The sequence below is a fragment of the Candidatus Dependentiae bacterium genome (assembly GCA_016871815.1).
Lineage (GTDB): Bacteria > Babelota > Babeliae > Babelales.
Genome location: VHBT01000021.1, coordinates 1 through 17,695, shown reverse-complemented (window position 1 = coordinate 17,695; position 17,695 = coordinate 1). Strand labels below are relative to the sequence as shown.

Below are 17,695 nucleotides of genomic sequence, written 5' to 3'. Positions count from 1 at the left end.
GTGATGTTGATGAACCCAAACTTGAACCAGCAGAAGATGTTGGCAAACTAGCAGGTGCCGTCATTGTCGAGCTTGGTAATGATGTAGTTGCTCCTGGTAATGGCAGAGTTGTTGATGAACCCAAACTTGAACCAGCAGAAGATGTTGGCAAACTAGCAGGTGCCGTCATTGTCGAGCTTGGTAATGATGTAGTTGCTCCTGGTAATGGCAAAGTTGTTGATGAACCCAAACTTGAACCAGCGGAAGACGCTGACGAATCTTGAACAACTGGAACAGCCCCCTGAACGGCTTGATTGAAAACCTCAAGTTCTTTTTTCAAATTAGACGTTCTGTTTTTAAGTTCATCTAACTTTGTAGCTTCTGGACTAGACCCACCAAAAACGAGTATTGAATTACTAAGAAATTTATAAAAATCATCTGAAAGCGACTTTCCCCAGTCTCCAAAATTAACCCTTACAGGTTCACTTGACAAAGTATTGTTCGAAGAAGAAAAAGCAAGCCCGCTCATACTTATTACAAACATCAAGCCTAGTCGATACCAATACAACATTTTCATAACCTCTCTCTTACTTTCTTTGCGCAGCTACTTATTATCTAATTCCCCATGTTGTTGCATACGTCTGCACGTCAACGCCCCAACCCGAAACAGTAGTTATTATTGCATTAAGATCTCTTTTTAGACTCGAATTAAAATCTTTTCCGCCATCCTTTCCAATAATCATATTAAAATTTCCTGAGGCAGTAGTCATTATCAAATCACGAATATCTTTTTTGCTCGACTCGGACAGATTCGCCGTATTTGCAAGCCCCCTTAAAGAGTTGGTAGCATCAATTAAATTTTTAATTTTTCCACCAAAATCTGTTGCGGTATTAGAAAGCCTCAACTGTTCAATGACAGGTTTAATATCCACAGAGACAGCTGTAGACCCAGAAGCTGTAGACCCAGAAGCCGTAGACCCAGAAGCTGTAGACCCAGAAGCTGTAGACCCAGAAGCCGTAGACCCAGAAGCTGTAGACCCAGAAGCTGTAGACCCAGAAGCCGTAGACCTAGAAGCTGTAGACCCAGAAGCCGTAGACCTAGAAGCCGCTCTATTTGTTGCAGATCTTGACGCTCCAGCGGTTCTCGACGTTGGGAGAGCAGACAACTCAACACAACCAACAATAACTAACAACGCTATTTTAGCTATAAAAAAAAGTCTTTTATTTTCCATAATAACAACCTCCTGTCAAATACTTGCCTATAATAAGTTTCAACCAGAAATAATTTCAAAGTCAACAGGTAGCAAAAAGAGGCAAGATCAACAACTCTCTCCCCGAAAAGAAAACTTTCATAAAAAATTCTGTCCACAAAAGGTACTTTCAACTTTTTTATGATGTTGTACACTAATCAAATGTTAGCCTCGCTAAAAAAATTGATTTTTAAGGAAAACAAATGATTGCAACATCAGATTTCCGCAAAGGAATGTCTAAAATTTTATTTCGAAATGAACCGTGGATTGTTATTGACTTTAGTCACGTAAAACCTGGAAAAGGTGGTGCTTTTGTTAGAACTAAGCTCAAAAACATGAAAAATGGTCTTATCCTAGAAGAAACCTTCAGATCTGGAGAAAAATTTGAAGCTCCCGATCTTAAACATTCAAGCGTCCAATTTTTGTACGCAGAAGGAGATTTGTACAATTTCTTAGATCAAGAATCATTTGAACAATATACCTTTAATAAGAAACAAGTAGAAAACATTCTTTCTTATTTAATGGATGGTGGCATTTACACAATCGTTTTCTTTGAAGACAAGCCAATCGTAGTAGAACCCCCAACATTCATGAACCTTCGCGTTGTAGAGACAGTCCCTGGAGTAAAGGGTGACACAGCTCAAGGTGGATCAAAACCAGCAAAATTGGAAACTGGACTTACCATCTTAGTTCCTCTTTTTGTCACAGAAGAAGATTTACTTAAAGTTGATACCCGAGAAAACATTTATGTTGAACGTATTATGGAAAATACAAAACGATCATGATTAACAAAAACATCGACCCCGAGATTGAACAACAATCTACTGAAACAAATGAAATTACCGATTCAGAACTTACGCCACGAACACAACGTGCTCAACGCTCGTTTGCATTTCACATCTTGTATGCAATGGACCGCAACGATTATGCCGTTCCATTAAGTTTCATTTTAGATGACTTCAGAACCGGCTTTGATGTTGAATTTAGTGATGATTGCTTTGCTGTTTCTATTGCAAAAGGCGTACTTGAACATCAACAAGAAATTGATTCTATTGTTTTATCATTACTAGAAAACTGGTCTGCAGACCGACTTGGCTGCTGTACTACTTTGATTTTAAGAATAGCTTTTTGGGAACTTTTATACACAAAAACTCCACCTCAAATCGTTATCAATGAAGCAATCGAACTTACCAAAGCCTTTGCAGAAAAAGATGCACATAGATTTGTAAACGGGGTGCTTGATACATATTGCACTCGAGCAAATATCAAAATCGAAAACCCATTCAAAACACCAAAAGCATCTTAAAAAACTATAAAGACATTCGCGCAGAATCATTAACGTACTGGATAGAAATATCCGGTACGTTTTTCTTTTTTAAAGAACTATTTTTTTTTAGATGCTCATCAATCAGTTTTTTATTTACACAATCCCAAGACTCAAGCGGAATAAATGGAGGAATGCAATCTTCAAAAAGCAATGCATTAATCTTTTCATGGCAATAATAATCTTCGCTTTTAATCCCACCAGCACCTTCTAGTTGCCGTGGAAACAGCAACAACCAAAAACCTATTAATGGTGATCTTAATTCAGAATGACCAAGTCCAATAATTCGACCCGATTGAGCATATCGTTTAACATGAATATTAAGTAACCGATCTGATTGTGGAAACTTTCGATCGTAAAAACCGCCCACGCGCTGAATCATATCTTCGGTAGAATAAAAAGCATAACAATTCTCCACAACAGACATGTCACATGAATAAGTTGAAACATCAACTGGTGTTGCCAAAAAGTAAATGCGCTTTATTTTTCTCTGTTCAAATAACAGATCTCCACTTCGACACGCAGCGGATGCTTGCATGTGATGACACGCAACTCGCTCTCGAGCTTCATTAAGTGTTAGAACGATCTCATCGATAGATATCAACGGATCTGCACACGCGATAGAACATCGAGCAATATACTTATTCAATGATGCCACATTATCAATACCAAATGAGCGATCTTGCGCTACCAGAGGATTGACCAACAAATTTGTTACCAGCGCACCCACATTTCCAGCATGACTATGTAAAATCAACACAATCGGCTCGAAAGGCGGATAGCTCAATATAAGACTCAATAACTCTTTTGCAGCCTCTAACCGTGCTGCTCCAGAATTATTTCCAGACCACCGAAACGAAACGATGGATGCATTTTTACAACTATCATCGTCAGGTAGAAAAGCCATGCTATCACGAATCGCTCGTACAAAATCACCATTCGATCGATACCATGTTTCATTAGACGCAAAAGTCCCATGCACCACAATAATCACTGAATGCAAACAGCTCGCAACAAAAATAAATACACTTAAAAAAACAACCCTTATCGTCATTTTTATTTATCGCTACAAACCACTTCCAGATGGCTTAAACGGTGTACGATTTATATTTTTAATAATCGCCATAGAAGGATCTGCTCCCGCATCATCGATCAACACATCAACACCCAAAACAGTATCTAATGCATGACGATTAAGCTGAAGCTTTTTTACAGCATCTCGCGCAATAGTTAAAATGCTTCGCGCTACAGCAATAGTCATTAATCCGGTATGCCATGGCTGAACTTTTCCCAAATTATGCGTTTGAAGAGTAATTCTCACATTTAAAGAATCTTTCGCTGGTTCATACATCCTGGAAGACCCTGAAAATGTTTTTGCAACCCCATCACCCAAAGAAGAAATCGCTGAAACAGTACCAACAACTGCCATATTTGCTTGATACAAATATTTATTATGCGGTGTTGCCAATAAAATTAATTGTCCAATTTTTACCTGAGGATCTTGAGCTGTAAATTTTTGCTGACGAGCAAGAACGACTTGCTGAATAAGAACTCTACACCGTTGATCACTTTTACTCAAAGGAGTTTTAAAATCTTTAAACAATTTTGGAGCTTCTTTACCTCGCCAATGATGAGGATTGAATAGCATATGTGATGCCAACATACCGATAACCCCACCATTGCTATGCCCAACATAAAACGCAGGCATGTCAGGAGTTTTTTTAAGAATTAAATCTGCTAAATCTTCAGCTGCTCTCAGGTGCTCTTTCAAGCTTTTTTCTGCTGGCTTTGGAAAACCACTGTCGCCACTCCAAGAAAATGACACCAATTCAGAAACACCTTGTTTTTCAGCCTGTTTTGCTAACTCACTAAAAAAATTTTCTTCACCATACGATGGTGGCTGATACCACGAAGAATTTCTTCCATAAGATCCATGAGTAACAACGCCATAAAACGCGGCATTAACTGTGGAACTCAATATCAACCAAACAAAACAAACAGAATAAAGAATGTGATGTTTTAAAAACATTTTTATTTCTTTTCGGGTCGTTCAATACTCTCCTTAGCACTATACCAATTATACATAATAAATTGCCAGGCTGAAACAATTTGAGAAAAAAAACAACACCCAAGACCTTAAAAAGCCCTTATCAAACAAACAAAAAGGGGATTGTGATAAAAACCACAATCCCCTTTTTGTTTGTTTCAAGGTGTCAACTTATGCTACATCTGGAAAAACTAATGCCGACTCCAATGCTGCATTTGCATCAGAATCTGAGCCATGCACTGCATTTTTACCAACATTTACGCCAAACTGCTTTCTAATTGTTCCTTCTGCTGCTTTTTCTGGATCTGTAGCACCGATAAGATCTCTCCACGCCTGAACTGCATTTTCTTTTTCTAAGATAAGTGCAACAACTGGGCCTGAAGAAATATCAGCAACTAATTCCTGAAAAAACGATCTTTGCGCATGAACTGCATAAAAAATTTCTGCAAATTTTGAAGAAAAATGAACTTTCTTCATCGCTACAACTTTAAAGCCTTCGCGCTCAATTCGATCGATGATCTTACCCACATTTGCCGATTGAACAGCATGTGGTTTAATCATAGCATATGTTCTATTACCAACCATATATCACCTATTTTTTTCCATCACGCATGTGATCTTCAAGAGCCTGTTGCAATGAACCCTTCAATGGAGTTGCATCAGGACGAGGCTGACGAGAATTATCTTGTGAACCACGTCTTTCTGATCTGTCCGATCGATCTGTTCTGTCTGAACGATCTCTGTCATGACGCTCAGGACGCTCAGATCTCTCAAAAGATCGCTCACTACGTTCTGGGCGAGGTGCGCCAGCTGAAGCATTTTCAGCATAGCTACCCTTATTACCATCACGAGCAATCGCTTTAGCTGTTTCTTCAGGTTCTGTAACCGCACGCAAACTTAAACCTAACTTTCGCTCAGTTTTATTTGCACGTACAACTTTAAATTCGTACTCTGCGCCGACAGTTATTAAGCCTTCAACATTCTCTACATCTTTATTGGTGATTTCGGAAATATGAACCAATCCCTCAACGCCACTGTTAAAGCGAATAAATGCTCCAAAGCTTGTAACTTTTGAAACAGTTCCCTTAACAATTTTACCCATTGGGAATTCTTCTTCGATATATTCCCACGGATCTCTATCCAGTTGTTTGATACCAAGAGAAATACGCTTGTTGTCTTTATCAATACCAAGGATAACAACTTTAAGAACATCTGCTTTTTTATAACGATCTGAAGGATGAATGACATGGTCGGTCCATGAAATATCAGAAATATGAACCAATCCATCAACGCCATCATGCAATTGAACGAAGATACCAAAATCAGTAATATTAGTAACCGCGCCCTCAACAACATCGCCAACTTTGAATTTATCAAAGACAACTTTCCATGGATCTTCATCAAGACGCTTGATACTCAAACGCATGCGCATACGTCCACCTTCTCTATCAATTGCAAGAACCATGACTTTAATCTTGTTCCCAACTTGATAGTGTCGTTGAAGATTATGAATACGCTCGGTCCATGAAACTTCAGAAATATGAACCAACCCTTCAACGCCTTTAGCAACTTCAACAAACAAGCCGTAATCAGCAATATTTGAAACAGCGCCTTCAAGAACGGTACCAACTGGATATTGACCTTCAATGTTTTCCCATGGATTAGAAGCCAATTGCTTCATGCCCAAGGAGATTTTTTCATGTTCTTTATCAAACGAAAGAACCTTAACATTAAGTTTGTCTCCAACCTTCAACATTTCACCTGGATGCGCAATACGGCCCCATGAAATATCTGTGATGTGAAGCAAGCCATCAATACCGCCAACATCAACAAACGCACCGTAATTTGTGATATTTTTTACGATACCTTCAATTACTTGGCCTTCAGTCAATGTTTCAAGAGCAGACTTCTTCTCTTCCGAACGAAGACTTTCAAGATACTTTCTACGAGAAACGATCACATTACCTCGACGTCGATTAATTTTAATAATCTTACAGAAGACCTCTTCACCAAGGAATTGATCAAAATTGTTTACACGAGCTGTATCAACTTGAGATCCCGGCAAGAACGCAGGAATACCAACATCAACACTCAAGCCACCCTTAACCTTATGAGTAACAACACCCTTAACAGGTTCATCAGCAGCTGCAAGCTCCGCAAGACGATCCCAAGCCTTCAATGATTTAGCTTTTTGGTACGACAAAACAACGTTTCCATCTTCATCTTCAGCTTGATCAATCAAAACTTCGATAAAGTCATCAACGTGAATTTTATCTAATTCAAAATCACTAAATTCATTATTAGCAACAAGACCATCCGATTTGTAATCAATATTTACAAGGATGCCATCGCTTGATTTTGCAACAACTTTACCGGTGATTAATTTTCCGGATTTAAATTTACCCGATGCATCAGCATACAGATCTTCGATCTGCTGAGTTATATCACTACTTACTACAAGGGCTTCGTCCAGCAGGACAAGATTATTATCCGCAGCTTTACGGATAGAGGCAAGGGCCTTTCTGTTCATTAACAGATTCTCCAGCTATTTCATATCAAATGAAACGCTTTGGTTAAAAGATAAAACAACACCACACACAACAAAAAATTGCCGCCCGATAAATAACAAAAATTTATAAGCAAGCAATAAATCTACAAAAAATAGTAACAAAAAAACCAACTTTGGCAAATCAGAAGAAACCAAGAAACAATTATGCTTTTCGCTTGTTCAATCCCATCCAGCGATCCAAAATAATCGCAACAGCGCTCCGAACCGATAGATGATTATAATTTGTCATACCCCGAACCGGCGGCAACAAATAATCTCCTCGATTCAAAATTGACGGCGCTAAACCCTGACCAGTGCCAAAAACAAATAAAACTGAACGATCCTGCGACCAAACAAATTCTTGGTCATAAAAATCTATCGCTTTTACGCCAGAAACAGGCCGCGCACTTGTTGTAATAATCAGCGGATACTTACCATCTCGCTGGAAAATATTTTCACAAACCTCATGAAATGAATTTGCTAATTCAAGACGAGCTGTCGACTGGTTACGCGTAGCATTTAATTTACCACCAATTCCAGTACGCCAAAACTCCATAAATGTTTTTACGATTTCGATCTGATCGATCAGCGGCGTTACCGCAAAAAATTGTTCAATACCATAGGATTGGCTTGTTCGCGCAATATCATGCAAATCAATAGAAGTCACAGAGGTTGTTCCAACTTCTCCAGACTTTACCAAAACCTCACAATGCATAAGCGCAACATAATGCTTTGGAATGGCACGACCTGCCCGCAAAATCAAATCTTCAGAAGAAGCATGCTTTCTAAACCAATCAAAACGACGATGTAATGTTTTTAATAAAGCATTTCTCTCGCGCCAATCTTTTATCTTGCCGTGATCACCTGAGCGCAAAACATCTGGAACTCGACGCTCTTGCCACTCCACAGGAAGACCAAACTCATCATGATCCAATAACTCTCCATCAAAAGAATCATTAACCACCGAATCCTTATTACCAACAATTCCTGGCAATAAACGCAAAAAACCTTCGAGAAAAACCTGGGCTGGTAAATCACCGCCCATCAAAACATAATCTCCGATTGATAGCCGCATGCTTGCATAAAAATCTTCTACGCGAGCATCACAACCCTCATATCGAGAGCAAACTAAAACCAAATGAGAAGAATTTTGAACTGGATCCTCAGCTCTCACCTTAAGGTCATCTGCAACGACCCCTAAAACACGCTGATCAAGAACTCGGCCTTGGGGTGTAAAGAAAATTACATACCCCTTGCCAAACTCAGCAAATGCTTTTTCTATTGCCCCCGAAACAATCGTTGGCTTTAAAATCATCCCTGGACCCGGCCCAACAGTAGGTTCATCGATTGGCTCTTTGGGCGCACACTGATCAGACAATTTAATTAAATTAAACCGAACAAGGCCCCGCTCCTGAGCCAATCGAAGTAAACTTGTCGAAAGAAACTCGGAATACAAAGAAGGAAAAGCTGTAACAATAGAAACAACAAGCATTAACGTTACCCTAAAAGAGCCCCCCAAGAGCTCTATTCAAGAATCTCTAAAACCGCTCTTTTGCGTTCTTTCGCCGCTGCAGCATGCACAAGCGTACGAATTGAACGAGCAGTTCGCCCTTCTCGGCCAATAACCTTACCAAGATCTTCAGTCGCCACACGCAATTCAATAATTGTTGCCTGCTCACCAGAAATCTCAGAAACAGAAACCGATGATGGATTATCCACCAATTTTTTGACAATGCTTTCTACAAGCTCTTTAAGCATTTTTCACCGCTCTCATACAAATATAACAAACGGGTAAAGACTTAAGCCTTTTTTGCCAGTTTCATAAGCTTAATAACAGCATCTGTTGGTTGTGCACCAGTTGCAATCCAACGATTGATACCATCAAGATCAATCGACAAGATTTCATGACGCAATGGATCATATGAACCTAACGTTTCAATACATGCACCATCTCTTTTTTTACGAGAATCAACCGCAACAATACGATTATACGGACGATTCTTAACACCAGTACGGCTCAATCTAATTTTTACCATAATAAAAACGACTCCTTTTTAATAAAACAACTTCAAGGCTAGCGAAAACTACTTAAACCAACTTCCAAAGCCGCCCATCTTCTTTATCATCCTACCAAACTGCTTAGTTTCTTCAAATTTAAATAACAAAGCATCAACATCTTTAACAAAAACCCCTGCTCCCTGGGCAATTCTTTGCTTGCGGGAAGGACTCAGTTGAGATCGACCACTCAGTTCATTTTTTGTCATCGAAGAAAAAATAGCCCTAAATTTTTTAAATTCGCCTTCTTTTTTGGAAAGCTCATCTGCAGAAACTTTTCCAAGTCCAGGCATAGATGGAACAAACTGCATCAACTTATTCATAGGGCCAAGTGAACTGACCATAGATAACTGCTTAGAAAAGTCACTTAAGGTCATTTGTCCATTCATCATACGATTAACCATCGCAGAAGAATCAACTTCAGCCTCATGCTTCATCGCGCGCTCAACACGGCTCATCAGCCCCTGCATATCACCTTGTCCAACAATTCGAGACGCAACGCGATCAGGTTCAAATGAATCTAAATCATCTACAGCCTCACCCGTTCCCATGAAATAAATAGGTTTTTTAAGATCGTAAGAAACACCAAACGCAGCACCCCCACGTGCACCACTGTCAATCTTAGAAAGAACAACGCTGTCAATCGACACTGCATCGCTAAACGCTCGCCCCGTTGCAACAGCTTCCTGCCCACTCATGCCATCAAGCACCAAAAGCGTATGTGTTGGCTGAAATGCTTTTTTTGTTTCTTGCAGCTCTTGCATCAAAGACTCGTCTACATGCATACGACCTGCAGTATCCAAAATAAACAAGTCACAACCAGCAGCTTCCGCTTGCTGCAACATGTTTTCTACCATAGCCCCAACAGAAGAACCAACGCCAGGAAAAAAGAGTAGATTCGCACGATCAGATAAAATTTGTAATTGTGCACTCGCTGCGGGACGCCGAATATCAACTGACGCTACTCCCACTTTGTTTTTTGTTCGCAGGGCATCTTTTATCCAATTCCCAAGTTTTGCAACCGTGGTAGTTTTTCCAGCACCTTGTAGGCCAACAACCATCAAACGAGACATTCCGCTAGGCGCAACTATTTTTTTTAGAATTTCAGTTTTGGGACGATTACCACCAAGAAACTGCATAATCTGCAAATACAGTTTTTGCATCATAACATCAGTAAGAGTTGTCCCCTTTGGAACAACAATTGCTTGCAACTCCTTCTCCAGAGAACCCTGAAACGCGGTAACAACGGACAGTGAAACGTCTGCATCAAGCAATGTTTTTCTAACTAAAATCAAAAATTCTTGAATATCAGATGAAGACAACTTCTTCTTGGAACCAAAAAATGCAATCGCTGAAGATAATTTCTCTGAAAGGAAGGAAAACACGCCAAAATCCCAAAATATCAAAAAATATAAAACGAAAAAGTCTCAGATACGAGCAAATATGGTGCCGGGAGACGGAATCGAACCGCCGACACAAAGCTCTTCAGGCTTCTGCTCTGCCCCTGAGCTATCCCGGCACAACACACGACAATAAGCTACTGTGGATAGCTCTTCTTGTCAAACACAATTATATATAAACGCTACAATTCCTCACTTTTTACGCAAAAGAATCTGGTTTGAACTTGAAGCCGCAGAAAAAACATGTGATACTTTCAGCAACCAAATGCCTAAATAATAAGGAATTTTCCGTGCTTCACCCATTACTCGAAAATGCTGAACAGTTACTTTTAAACGCAACCGAACAATGCTCATCAATCACTACGCTTGATGCTCTTGAAAATTTTCGCATTCAGTTTTTGGGACGCAAAGGACACCTTATTACTCTCAGCGAAACATTTAATGCTCTACCAACAGAAGAAAAAAAAATTGTTGGATCGCGCTTTCAAGAAATAAAAAAAGCTCTAGAAAACCTTCACGCAAATAAAAAAAAATCGCTTGAGTCGATAAAACCCGAAAATAAAAATCATATCGATTTTTCAGAAATCGAAGCACAAAAAAACCATCCCGGAAAACTCCACGCCTATACCCAAGTGATCGAACGGATTGAAAATATTTTCATTCCTATGGGGTATACTAAATTTGAAGGACCCGAGGTTGAAGATGAGTTTCATAACTTTGATGCACTTAATGTTCCAACAAATCATCCAGCGCGCGACATGCATGACACTCTTTGGGTAAACAACACCAAGCAACTCCTTAGAACCCACACCTCATCTGTACAAATTCGCGCACTTGAAGAACACGGCATCCCTATTGCAGGATTTGCACCTGGAAGAGTTTTCCGCCACGAAGCGGTTGATGCAACTCACGATATTATGTTTATGCAATGTGAAGGAATATTTATCGACAAGGGCATAAACCTAAGCAACCTTCTTGGAACGGCAAAGCACTTTTTATCATCTTTCTTTGAAACAAAAGATCTAGACATTCGAATTCGCCCAGGATTCTTTCCATTTGTGGAACCTGGACTAGAAATCGACATGCGGTGTGTTTTTTGCAAAACAGGTTGCTCTGTGTGTAAAAAAACAACCTGGATTGAAGTTTTTCCATGTGGCATGATTCATCCAAACGTTTTAAAAGCATGCAACATTGATCCTGAAATTTATTCAGGTTTTGCCTTTGGTTTTGGGCTCTCTCGCATCGTTATGCTTTACCATGGAATCGATGATATCAGACACCTAAGTACAGGAAAGATTGGATTTTTAAAACAATTTTAATAACCTTGCTCACAGCAAATTAAATACCCCTGTGCAATAAAGGTAAAAAATGAAAGTTATAATCCCTGCTGCGGGGCTTGGCCAGCGACTTTTGCCCCTGACAAAATCATTGCCAAAAGAGATGCTTCCGTTGCTTGATAAGCCTGCAGCACAATATATCGTCGAAGAAGGAATCCGATCTGGAATCGAAGATTTTATCGTTGTTGTTAATAAACATAAAAAGTTACTCGAAGACCATTTTGATGCATCGTCAGAAGATTATCTTGCAACAATCGAAGCTAGCGGAAACTCTGCGGCGCTTGAAGTCATCAATAAAATAGTTAAACGCGCGCACTTTGCATATCTTCGACAACCTGAACCAAGAGGCCTTGGTCACGCTGTTGCACTTGCGGCACGATTTATCAGTGAACACTATTTTGGCGTTATGCTCCCCGATGATATTATCATTAGCCCTCAGCCATGCATTGGAACTCTTGCTAAAATCGCTCAACAAGAAAAAGGTAACGTTATCGCTATCCAAGAAGTTCCTGATGATTTAGTTTCTCGATATGGCATTGTGAGCTTTAAAAAACAACTCACCCCAAATCTCTTTCAAGTAAAAGACTTGATCGAAAAGCCATCAAAAAGTGACGCTCCTTCAAACTTTGCAATTGTTGGGAGATATGTACTTTCATCATCACTTTTTGAGCACTACAAAAGCCACCAAAACACTGAAGGCGAAATTCAACTCACAGATATTATCAAGTCAATGGTACAAGCTGGTGAACGTCTTTTTGCATATCGCGTACAAGGAACTGTTCTTGACGCTGGAACTCCTCTGGGATATCTAAAATCAGTTATCAATCTCGCCCTTAAAAGCCATACCTACGGAAAAGATATTCGCGAGTATATCGAGTTACTGACACAAGAAACCCCACTGACTAAAGAATTTGTTATCCCTGAAGACAAAATAAAACGCAATATAACTAAAAACGTCTAATATTCGGGGGGATAAAATCCCCCCACTTTTTTTACCACTGCTCGCTATAAAAAACACCTCGCGATGACAAGCTCAAAGCATCTTTCAGAATAGCAACAACATCGGTTGGCAGCTGATCAAAGGGAATCCAAAGCAATTCAAAACACTTTGACGGTTCTTTATTAACCGGCTCACCACTCCAAGATTCAATCATAAAATAAACATCAATCCGCTCTTGTCCTTCTTGATTTTTTCGATGCATCACATGCAGAGGAACAAGATTATCAATTTCAATATCCAATCCAACCTCTTCAAGCATCTCTCTTTTTGCAGCTACACGAAAAGACTCGCCCTGCTCAACATGACCACCAGGAAGACACAGCAAGCCATTACCCCATGAACCTTTTCGGCGACCAACCAAAAAAGTATTTCCTCTTTTAAAAACAACAAAAACCGCTGGAATAATCGAATGATATGTCTTATCCATTTTTATCCTACAAAAAATGCGCAGCTCTCGCTGCGCATACTTATTTTACAAAAGTAACTATGACACTAAAAACGCTTAATGTCTCTCACGGTGCGCCAGTAACTTGCAACAACCCGTGCTGAACCTGTTGCTGCAACCAATCCATGCCGCTCGTCTACCAACGTTTTTGCTTCATCAAAAGCCTCTTTAAACGATAAAAAAGCTCTTGCATTAATACCAAATGTTTCTGCTTTTTTCATTAATGCCGAAACACTAAAAGATGCTTCACCACCAGGTAAATCGATAAAGAAGACCGCACCACCAACCTTACGCAATAAGTAGCGCAATGCCTTCATCGCTTCATCAACATCAACATGTGCCGCTAGTCCAATAATCAACACAAAACCTTTTAATGGACGCTGATAATGAAGCAACCGAATCCCAAGCAATAAATTATTAAGCGCATCAAGATTATCTGCGTTATCAATCAATACAGTTGGTTTCTCTTTATCAAGCAATTCAAATCGTCCACGCAAAAGATCTAAATGCTCTGTCCAAAACATTTTAAGAGATTTTACAGGATTTAATGTTGCCTGCCTTTTTGCTTCCAATGTTGGGCGGCCTCGCTGGCCCTGTTTAATCGAGAGAGTATTTCCCATCAAAAATGGCGACAACTTACCAAGAACTTTTTCTTGATACATTTGAGCGATTCGCTCTCCAAGAGATGCGGTTTTTCCGTACAACTGTTCAAAAAGATAGGGCAATTGAGATGTTTTTCTTAACGGCATTGCCCAATTAATACCATTTTTGAGGGCAACTTCCTTCATTTTTTGCAATCGATGTTTACTTTGTTCTGCAGAAACAACCCATGCACCACGCTGAGCAAGCTCAACCATTTGCAATGCGACAGCATCCAAATCTTGCCCCAAGACATCTTTATGATCTTGTGCGACTCGAGTAATTGCAACAAGTTTTGCTGGCAACGCAGCAGTCGCATCAAAACAACCGCCCAATGACGTCTCTACCAACGCAACAGAAACCCCTTCTTGCACAAAAAACACAAGGGCTGCCATCGTCGTTATTTCAAAAGCGGTAGCAATTATTTTCTCTCTATCACACGCGGCAAAAACGGTGGCTACTGCCTCTGAAAAAGTTTTATTATTCAGCACATGCTGATTAACTGAAATGCGTTCATTATACGAAAGAATGTGAGATGAATAACATTCCCCAACAGAGATACCCTCTTCTCTAAAAAGCTTTCCTGCAAAATGAATTGCTAAACTTTTTCCATTAGTCCCTGCAACTAAAACAATATCAATTTTTTTTGATACATATCCAAGAGCGGCATCGATACGCGCCATTCTTTCAACAGCCTGTGCGCTGTATTCACTTACTATAGCTGTTTCCAATCGAGCAACAACATCACCATAAGAAACTGGCTTATCAAGATGCTGCTCAATTTTAGAAACGGTAGACGAACTCGTGATCATATTTTTTCCCCGGCAATGAGCACTTAAAATCTAATCTAAAATTGTAGATTACAATTACTATAAGTCAAAAACGTATTTTCAAAAATAACTAATACGGCGACTTTGCAATTTCTTCTAAACAATTCCACGATAAAAATTTTTCATCACTGTGTCAAAGCTTTATCTTGAGATCTTTGCAAAAATATCCACTTGTCTTACACTAACCAGGAGTGTCTAAATTTATAGTCAAGATAACCATAATGAATCTTTTTTCTTCATTTATCGATTCGGTAAAAAAATCTTCTCACATTGCTCTTCTCGCCCACAAAGACCCTGATTTTGATACACTATCTGCTTGTGCAGCACTCGGACTTATCGCAAAAAAATACAACTGCTCTGTTGATTTAATTATTCCAAATTCAGATCCAGTTATTTTGAACTATTTTCCATTTCCAATATTAAATGCAACTTTTACAAAGCTTCCTGATCTAATAATTATTTGCGACACCTCAAGCTTCAATCGAGTTTTCTTTCCATCAGAATTTAAAGATATTCCTATCGCACTTTTTGACCATCACCAAGGAGGAAACATCTCCGCGACCTTTTCGTTTGTAGATAGCACTGCACCAAGTTGTTGCGATTTAGTTTTAGATATTATCCACTCATTTGACAAAACATTACTTACACCAGAGATTGCACAACTTCTCTTTGATGGACTTGTAGCAGATACGCTTTCGTTCAGAACAAGTGGCGTTAGCCCAACAACATTTAATCGCGCTGCTTTATTGATCGAATATGGCGCAAAACCAATGACCTCTCACATCAGATTGATTCAAAAACAAACACCAGCCGATTTTATTTTCAAGACGCAACTCATGTCTCGCGTAGCAATCGATGCAACGTCTTCGTGCGCGTACCTACTTGTTACAGAGCAAGAATTACTTGATGCAAAAAAAACAAAAGGAACTCTTGAGGGAATCGGAAACGAATTTATTTCCAGCATGTTTATCAACTCAAGCATACTAGTCTATGCTCTCAATTCGGGACATACAAAAGTCAGCTTGCGCTCAAACACAGTGAATGTGTACGAAATCGCTAAAAATAATGGTGGCGGAGGTCATATTTGTGCTGCAGGATTTGAAACAACAAAGTCTCCAGAACAAATTATAAAAGAATTACTAGAAACATTCAGTTCTAAAAACACATTTTAAATTAACGAAAAAGCTCAAATAAAGCGCCAAGCGATAAAAACGGCGCAAATGGAATACGAACACCTCGCCCCCGAGCAAACAACAGAGCATACACGACCCCAAAAACCAAAGCCCCCGCGCATCCCCAAATCATCGAGTCAAGCATTCGGGCAGGACCAACAAACGCCCCGATCATAGCCAATAACTCAAAATCTCCAACACCAATTCCATCTACCCCACGAACAAATCGATAAAGCTTTCCCGCAAACCATGGGATGAAATAGCCAAGAAGAGCACCAAAAAAACTGGTATAAAAATTAATCTCTAAACAATTCATTAAAGAGAAAAAAAACCAAACAGGAATAAGATAAATGGTTGAAACCCTTAATATAACCATTTCCTCAAGATCAGTTCGAATTGCCATGATAAGCGCAGATATAAAAAGAATTTTTAGTAAAAAAATAACAGGCGCGTACTCAAGCACTCCATGTTCGTAATAAAAACAGGCGGTAAAGACAACCGCTCCAAAAACATCTAGTGCTAGATATAAAAAAGATTTAGGGGAAGCGCACAAACGGCACTTTCCCCTAAAAAATATGTACGAAATAACGGGTACGACATCATACCACGAAAGGCGAGCATCACAAGACCTGCAAACAGGCCGCATGAGTAGCAACGACCGCTCTTTGAGCAATTGATGAGCAATGTTTGTTATCAATGAAGTCCAAAATATGAAAATTGAAAAAACCAAGTATCCAGAGACACAATCCATTATTTCAATCACTTCAAATCATTATCATCTGACCCAGAGGAATTTTCAGATACTATATTATTCAACAAAGATTCAATTCTTTGAATTTTTTCGAATGTAGAGTCATATCTAAAAATTATTTGTGGTACATAGCGCTTTCGTATCTGATCGCCAATCGCTTTTCGAATAGAAGGCTTATACAAAATCAACGTTTTCAAAACCTCTTCAACAGCTGCCTGATCCCCATCACCAGCAAAGTAAAAATACATTACTGATCCATCGGGAGCAGTTTCCGTCTTGGTCGGAAAAATAGAATTTAAGATAGGCTCATCTAACGCTAATTTGCGAAAAAGAACTACAAATTCACGGAAAAACTGTGAACGTGCGCGTTCTTTTTTATGAGAAGAATTTGGTCTAAACGACAAGGCAAACCCCTAGACGCCTTCAGAAAGACGCATTGCATTTGTCTTGATTGCACGCAACTTCTTTTTGCGACGTTTTTGTGTTGGCGGTTCAAAGTAAACTTGACGCTTCATATCACGAACAACACCTTCACGTTCAATCGTTTTTTTCAAACGACGAAGACTTTTTTCAATATTATTTCCATTTACAGGAACTTCTACGTTGTAGCTTTTTTTTGCCATAAAAAAACAAGACCTTTCTTGTGGGCTAAACTGCCAATATCAGCAATTTTATTAAAACATCTTCAAGCAGTCTAACACGCCAAAATCGCCAGGTCAAAGCCAATAAACCCCAAACTGGGGTCTATTGCAAGAATGCAGCTCTTATAAAGGCCATAGATGCGACAAAAAATTAAAAAACAATACTTAATGTTCCTGTAAATGTATACGGCGAATACACCTGTGTTCCATGAAGCACGGCCTGAAGGCTTGTACCAGCCTGCAAATTATCCGTCATTTCATAAATAAGGCCCAAATG

Annotated in this window: 19 protein-coding genes, 1 tRNA gene and 1 pseudogene; 5 read left to right on the top strand and 16 right to left on the bottom strand. The window is 39.4% G+C overall.

Features of this window, described 5'->3' with window-relative positions; all coding sequences use genetic code 11:
* Positions 1–556 (bottom strand): hypothetical protein (locus FJ366_03525; protein MBM3894634.1); only part of this gene is annotated, 556 nt, incomplete at its 3' end.
* A gap of 355 nt (positions 557–911) precedes the next feature.
* Positions 912–1,076, bottom strand: a pseudogene (locus FJ366_03520) (peptidoglycan-binding protein).
* Positions 1,077–1,432: 356 nt separating this feature from the next.
* On the opposite strand from FJ366_03520, the gene efp reads away from it, so the two are divergent.
* Both efp and nusB read left to right on the top strand, forming a co-directional pair.
* The gene (gene efp / locus FJ366_03515; GenBank protein ID MBM3894633.1) at positions 1,433–2,014 is read left to right on the top strand and encodes an elongation factor P; all 582 of its coding nucleotides are present in this window, start codon (positions 1,433–1,435) and stop codon (positions 2,012–2,014) included.
* Positions 2,011–2,535 carry a transcription antitermination factor NusB gene (nusB, locus tag FJ366_03510; protein ID MBM3894632.1) on the top strand — a complete coding sequence of 175 codons (525 nt, stop codon included), beginning with the start codon at positions 2,011–2,013 and terminating at the stop codon, positions 2,533–2,535. The genes efp and nusB overlap by 4 nt, the downstream gene beginning before the upstream one ends.
* A gap of 4 nt (positions 2,536–2,539) precedes the next feature.
* Here the strand turns inward: nusB and FJ366_03505 are convergent, their stop codons facing one another.
* From FJ366_03505 to FJ366_03465, 9 genes are all read right to left on the bottom strand, one after another.
* Positions 2,540–3,607 (bottom strand): hypothetical protein, encoded by a 1,068-nt coding sequence (locus FJ366_03505; GenBank protein MBM3894631.1) that lies wholly within the window; start codon positions 3,605–3,607, stop codon positions 2,540–2,542.
* A gap of 12 nt (positions 3,608–3,619) precedes the next feature.
* The gene (locus FJ366_03500; protein MBM3894630.1) at positions 3,620–4,582 is read right to left on the bottom strand and encodes a hypothetical protein; all 963 of its coding nucleotides are present in this window, start codon (positions 4,580–4,582) and stop codon (positions 3,620–3,622) included.
* Between the two features lie 189 nt (positions 4,583–4,771).
* A complete protein-coding gene (locus tag FJ366_03495) occupies positions 4,772–5,185 on the bottom strand; it encodes a nucleoside-diphosphate kinase (GenBank protein ID MBM3894629.1) in 414 nt (137 codons plus the stop codon).
* Between the two features lie 7 nt (positions 5,186–5,192).
* Positions 5,193–7,130 carry a 30S ribosomal protein S1 gene (locus FJ366_03490; GenBank protein MBM3894628.1) on the bottom strand — a complete coding sequence of 646 codons (1,938 nt, stop codon included), beginning with the start codon at positions 7,128–7,130 and terminating at the stop codon, positions 5,193–5,195.
* Positions 7,131–7,311: 181 nt separating this feature from the next.
* Positions 7,312–8,640: a hypothetical protein gene (locus tag FJ366_03485; protein ID MBM3894627.1), complete on the bottom strand. Its 1,329-nt coding sequence runs from the start codon at positions 8,638–8,640 to the stop codon at positions 7,312–7,314.
* Between the two features lie 32 nt (positions 8,641–8,672).
* Positions 8,673–8,906 (bottom strand): KH domain-containing protein, encoded by a 234-nt coding sequence (locus tag FJ366_03480; protein MBM3894626.1) that lies wholly within the window; start codon positions 8,904–8,906, stop codon positions 8,673–8,675.
* 41 nt (positions 8,907–8,947) lie between these two features.
* Positions 8,948–9,184, bottom strand: coding sequence for a 30S ribosomal protein S16 (gene rpsP, locus FJ366_03475; GenBank protein ID MBM3894625.1), 237 nt, complete (start codon positions 9,182–9,184; stop codon positions 8,948–8,950).
* 48 nt (positions 9,185–9,232) lie between these two features.
* The gene (locus FJ366_03470) at positions 9,233–10,609 is read right to left on the bottom strand and encodes a signal recognition particle protein (protein MBM3894624.1); all 1,377 of its coding nucleotides are present in this window, start codon (positions 10,607–10,609) and stop codon (positions 9,233–9,235) included.
* Positions 10,610–10,647: 38 nt separating this feature from the next.
* A tRNA-Phe gene (locus FJ366_03465) sits at positions 10,648–10,722 on the bottom strand.
* A gap of 99 nt (positions 10,723–10,821) precedes the next feature.
* Here FJ366_03465 and pheS point away from each other — a divergent pair.
* Complete coding sequence (gene pheS, locus FJ366_03460; GenBank protein MBM3894623.1) at positions 10,822–11,922, top strand: phenylalanine--tRNA ligase subunit alpha; 1,101 nt, start codon at positions 10,822–10,824, stop codon at positions 11,920–11,922.
* A 49-nt stretch (positions 11,923–11,971) separates the two neighbouring features.
* Positions 11,972–12,901, top strand: coding sequence for a UTP--glucose-1-phosphate uridylyltransferase (locus tag FJ366_03455; GenBank protein ID MBM3894622.1), 930 nt, complete (start codon positions 11,972–11,974; stop codon positions 12,899–12,901).
* A gap of 31 nt (positions 12,902–12,932) precedes the next feature.
* On the opposite strand, the gene FJ366_03450 is transcribed toward FJ366_03455, so the two are convergent.
* A complete protein-coding gene (locus FJ366_03450) occupies positions 12,933–13,367 on the bottom strand; it encodes an NUDIX domain-containing protein (protein MBM3894621.1) in 435 nt (144 codons plus the stop codon).
* Positions 13,368–13,432: 65 nt separating this feature from the next.
* Positions 13,433–14,836 (bottom strand): hypothetical protein, encoded by a 1,404-nt coding sequence (locus FJ366_03445; GenBank protein ID MBM3894620.1) that lies wholly within the window; start codon positions 14,834–14,836, stop codon positions 13,433–13,435.
* 239 nt (positions 14,837–15,075) lie between these two features.
* Here FJ366_03445 and FJ366_03440 point away from each other — a divergent pair, with 239 nt between their 5' ends.
* Positions 15,076–16,026 (top strand): hypothetical protein, encoded by a 951-nt coding sequence (locus tag FJ366_03440; GenBank protein ID MBM3894619.1) that lies wholly within the window; start codon positions 15,076–15,078, stop codon positions 16,024–16,026.
* A gap of 1 nt (position 16,027) precedes the next feature.
* Here FJ366_03440 and FJ366_03435 read toward each other — a convergent pair whose 3' ends face one another.
* From FJ366_03435 to rpsU, 3 genes are read right to left on the bottom strand one after another with little or no spacing between them, the layout of a single operon-like run.
* The gene (locus tag FJ366_03435) at positions 16,028–16,789 is read right to left on the bottom strand and encodes a prepilin peptidase (GenBank protein MBM3894618.1); all 762 of its coding nucleotides are present in this window, start codon (positions 16,787–16,789) and stop codon (positions 16,028–16,030) included.
* Entirely contained in the window at positions 16,786–17,181 is a 396-nt protein-coding gene (locus FJ366_03430) for a ribosome-binding factor A (protein ID MBM3894617.1), read from the bottom strand. Before FJ366_03430 ends, FJ366_03435 begins: the two co-directional genes overlap by 4 nt.
* A gap of 9 nt (positions 17,182–17,190) precedes the next feature.
* Complete coding sequence (gene rpsU, locus FJ366_03425) at positions 17,191–17,400, bottom strand: 30S ribosomal protein S21 (GenBank protein MBM3894616.1); 210 nt, start codon at positions 17,398–17,400, stop codon at positions 17,191–17,193.
* Positions 17,401–17,695: the final 295 nt, after the last annotated feature.

Coding starts and splice junctions, on each gene's coding strand:
- FJ366_03445 (MBM3894620.1), bottom strand. CDS start 14,836: ATGATCACGAGTTCGTCTACCGTTTCTAAAATTGAGCAGCATCTTGAT.
- FJ366_03480 (MBM3894626.1), bottom strand. CDS start 8,906: ATGCTTAAAGAGCTTGTAGAAAGCATTGTCAAAAAATTGGTGGATAAT.
- FJ366_03505 (MBM3894631.1), bottom strand. CDS start 3,607: ATGACGATAAGGGTTGTTTTTTTAAGTGTATTTATTTTTGTTGCGAGC.
- FJ366_03500 (MBM3894630.1), bottom strand. CDS start 4,582: ATGTTTTTAAAACATCACATTCTTTATTCTGTTTGTTTTGTTTGGTTG.
- FJ366_03490 (MBM3894628.1), bottom strand. CDS start 7,130: ATGAACAGAAAGGCCCTTGCCTCTATCCGTAAAGCTGCGGATAATAAT.
- nusB (MBM3894632.1), top strand. CDS start 2,011: ATGATTAACAAAAACATCGACCCCGAGATTGAACAACAATCTACTGAA.
- FJ366_03455 (MBM3894622.1), top strand. CDS start 11,972: ATGAAAGTTATAATCCCTGCTGCGGGGCTTGGCCAGCGACTTTTGCCC.
- FJ366_03485 (MBM3894627.1), bottom strand. CDS start 8,640: ATGCTTGTTGTTTCTATTGTTACAGCTTTTCCTTCTTTGTATTCCGAG.
- FJ366_03440 (MBM3894619.1), top strand. CDS start 15,076: ATGAATCTTTTTTCTTCATTTATCGATTCGGTAAAAAAATCTTCTCAC.
- FJ366_03495 (MBM3894629.1), bottom strand. CDS start 5,185: ATGGTTGGTAATAGAACATATGCTATGATTAAACCACATGCTGTTCAA.
- rpsP (MBM3894625.1), bottom strand. CDS start 9,184: ATGGTAAAAATTAGATTGAGCCGTACTGGTGTTAAGAATCGTCCGTAT.
- rpsU (MBM3894616.1), bottom strand. CDS start 17,400: ATGGCAAAAAAAAGCTACAACGTAGAAGTTCCTGTAAATGGAAATAAT.
- efp (MBM3894633.1), top strand. CDS start 1,433: ATGATTGCAACATCAGATTTCCGCAAAGGAATGTCTAAAATTTTATTT.
- FJ366_03450 (MBM3894621.1), bottom strand. CDS start 13,367: ATGGATAAGACATATCATTCGATTATTCCAGCGGTTTTTGTTGTTTTT.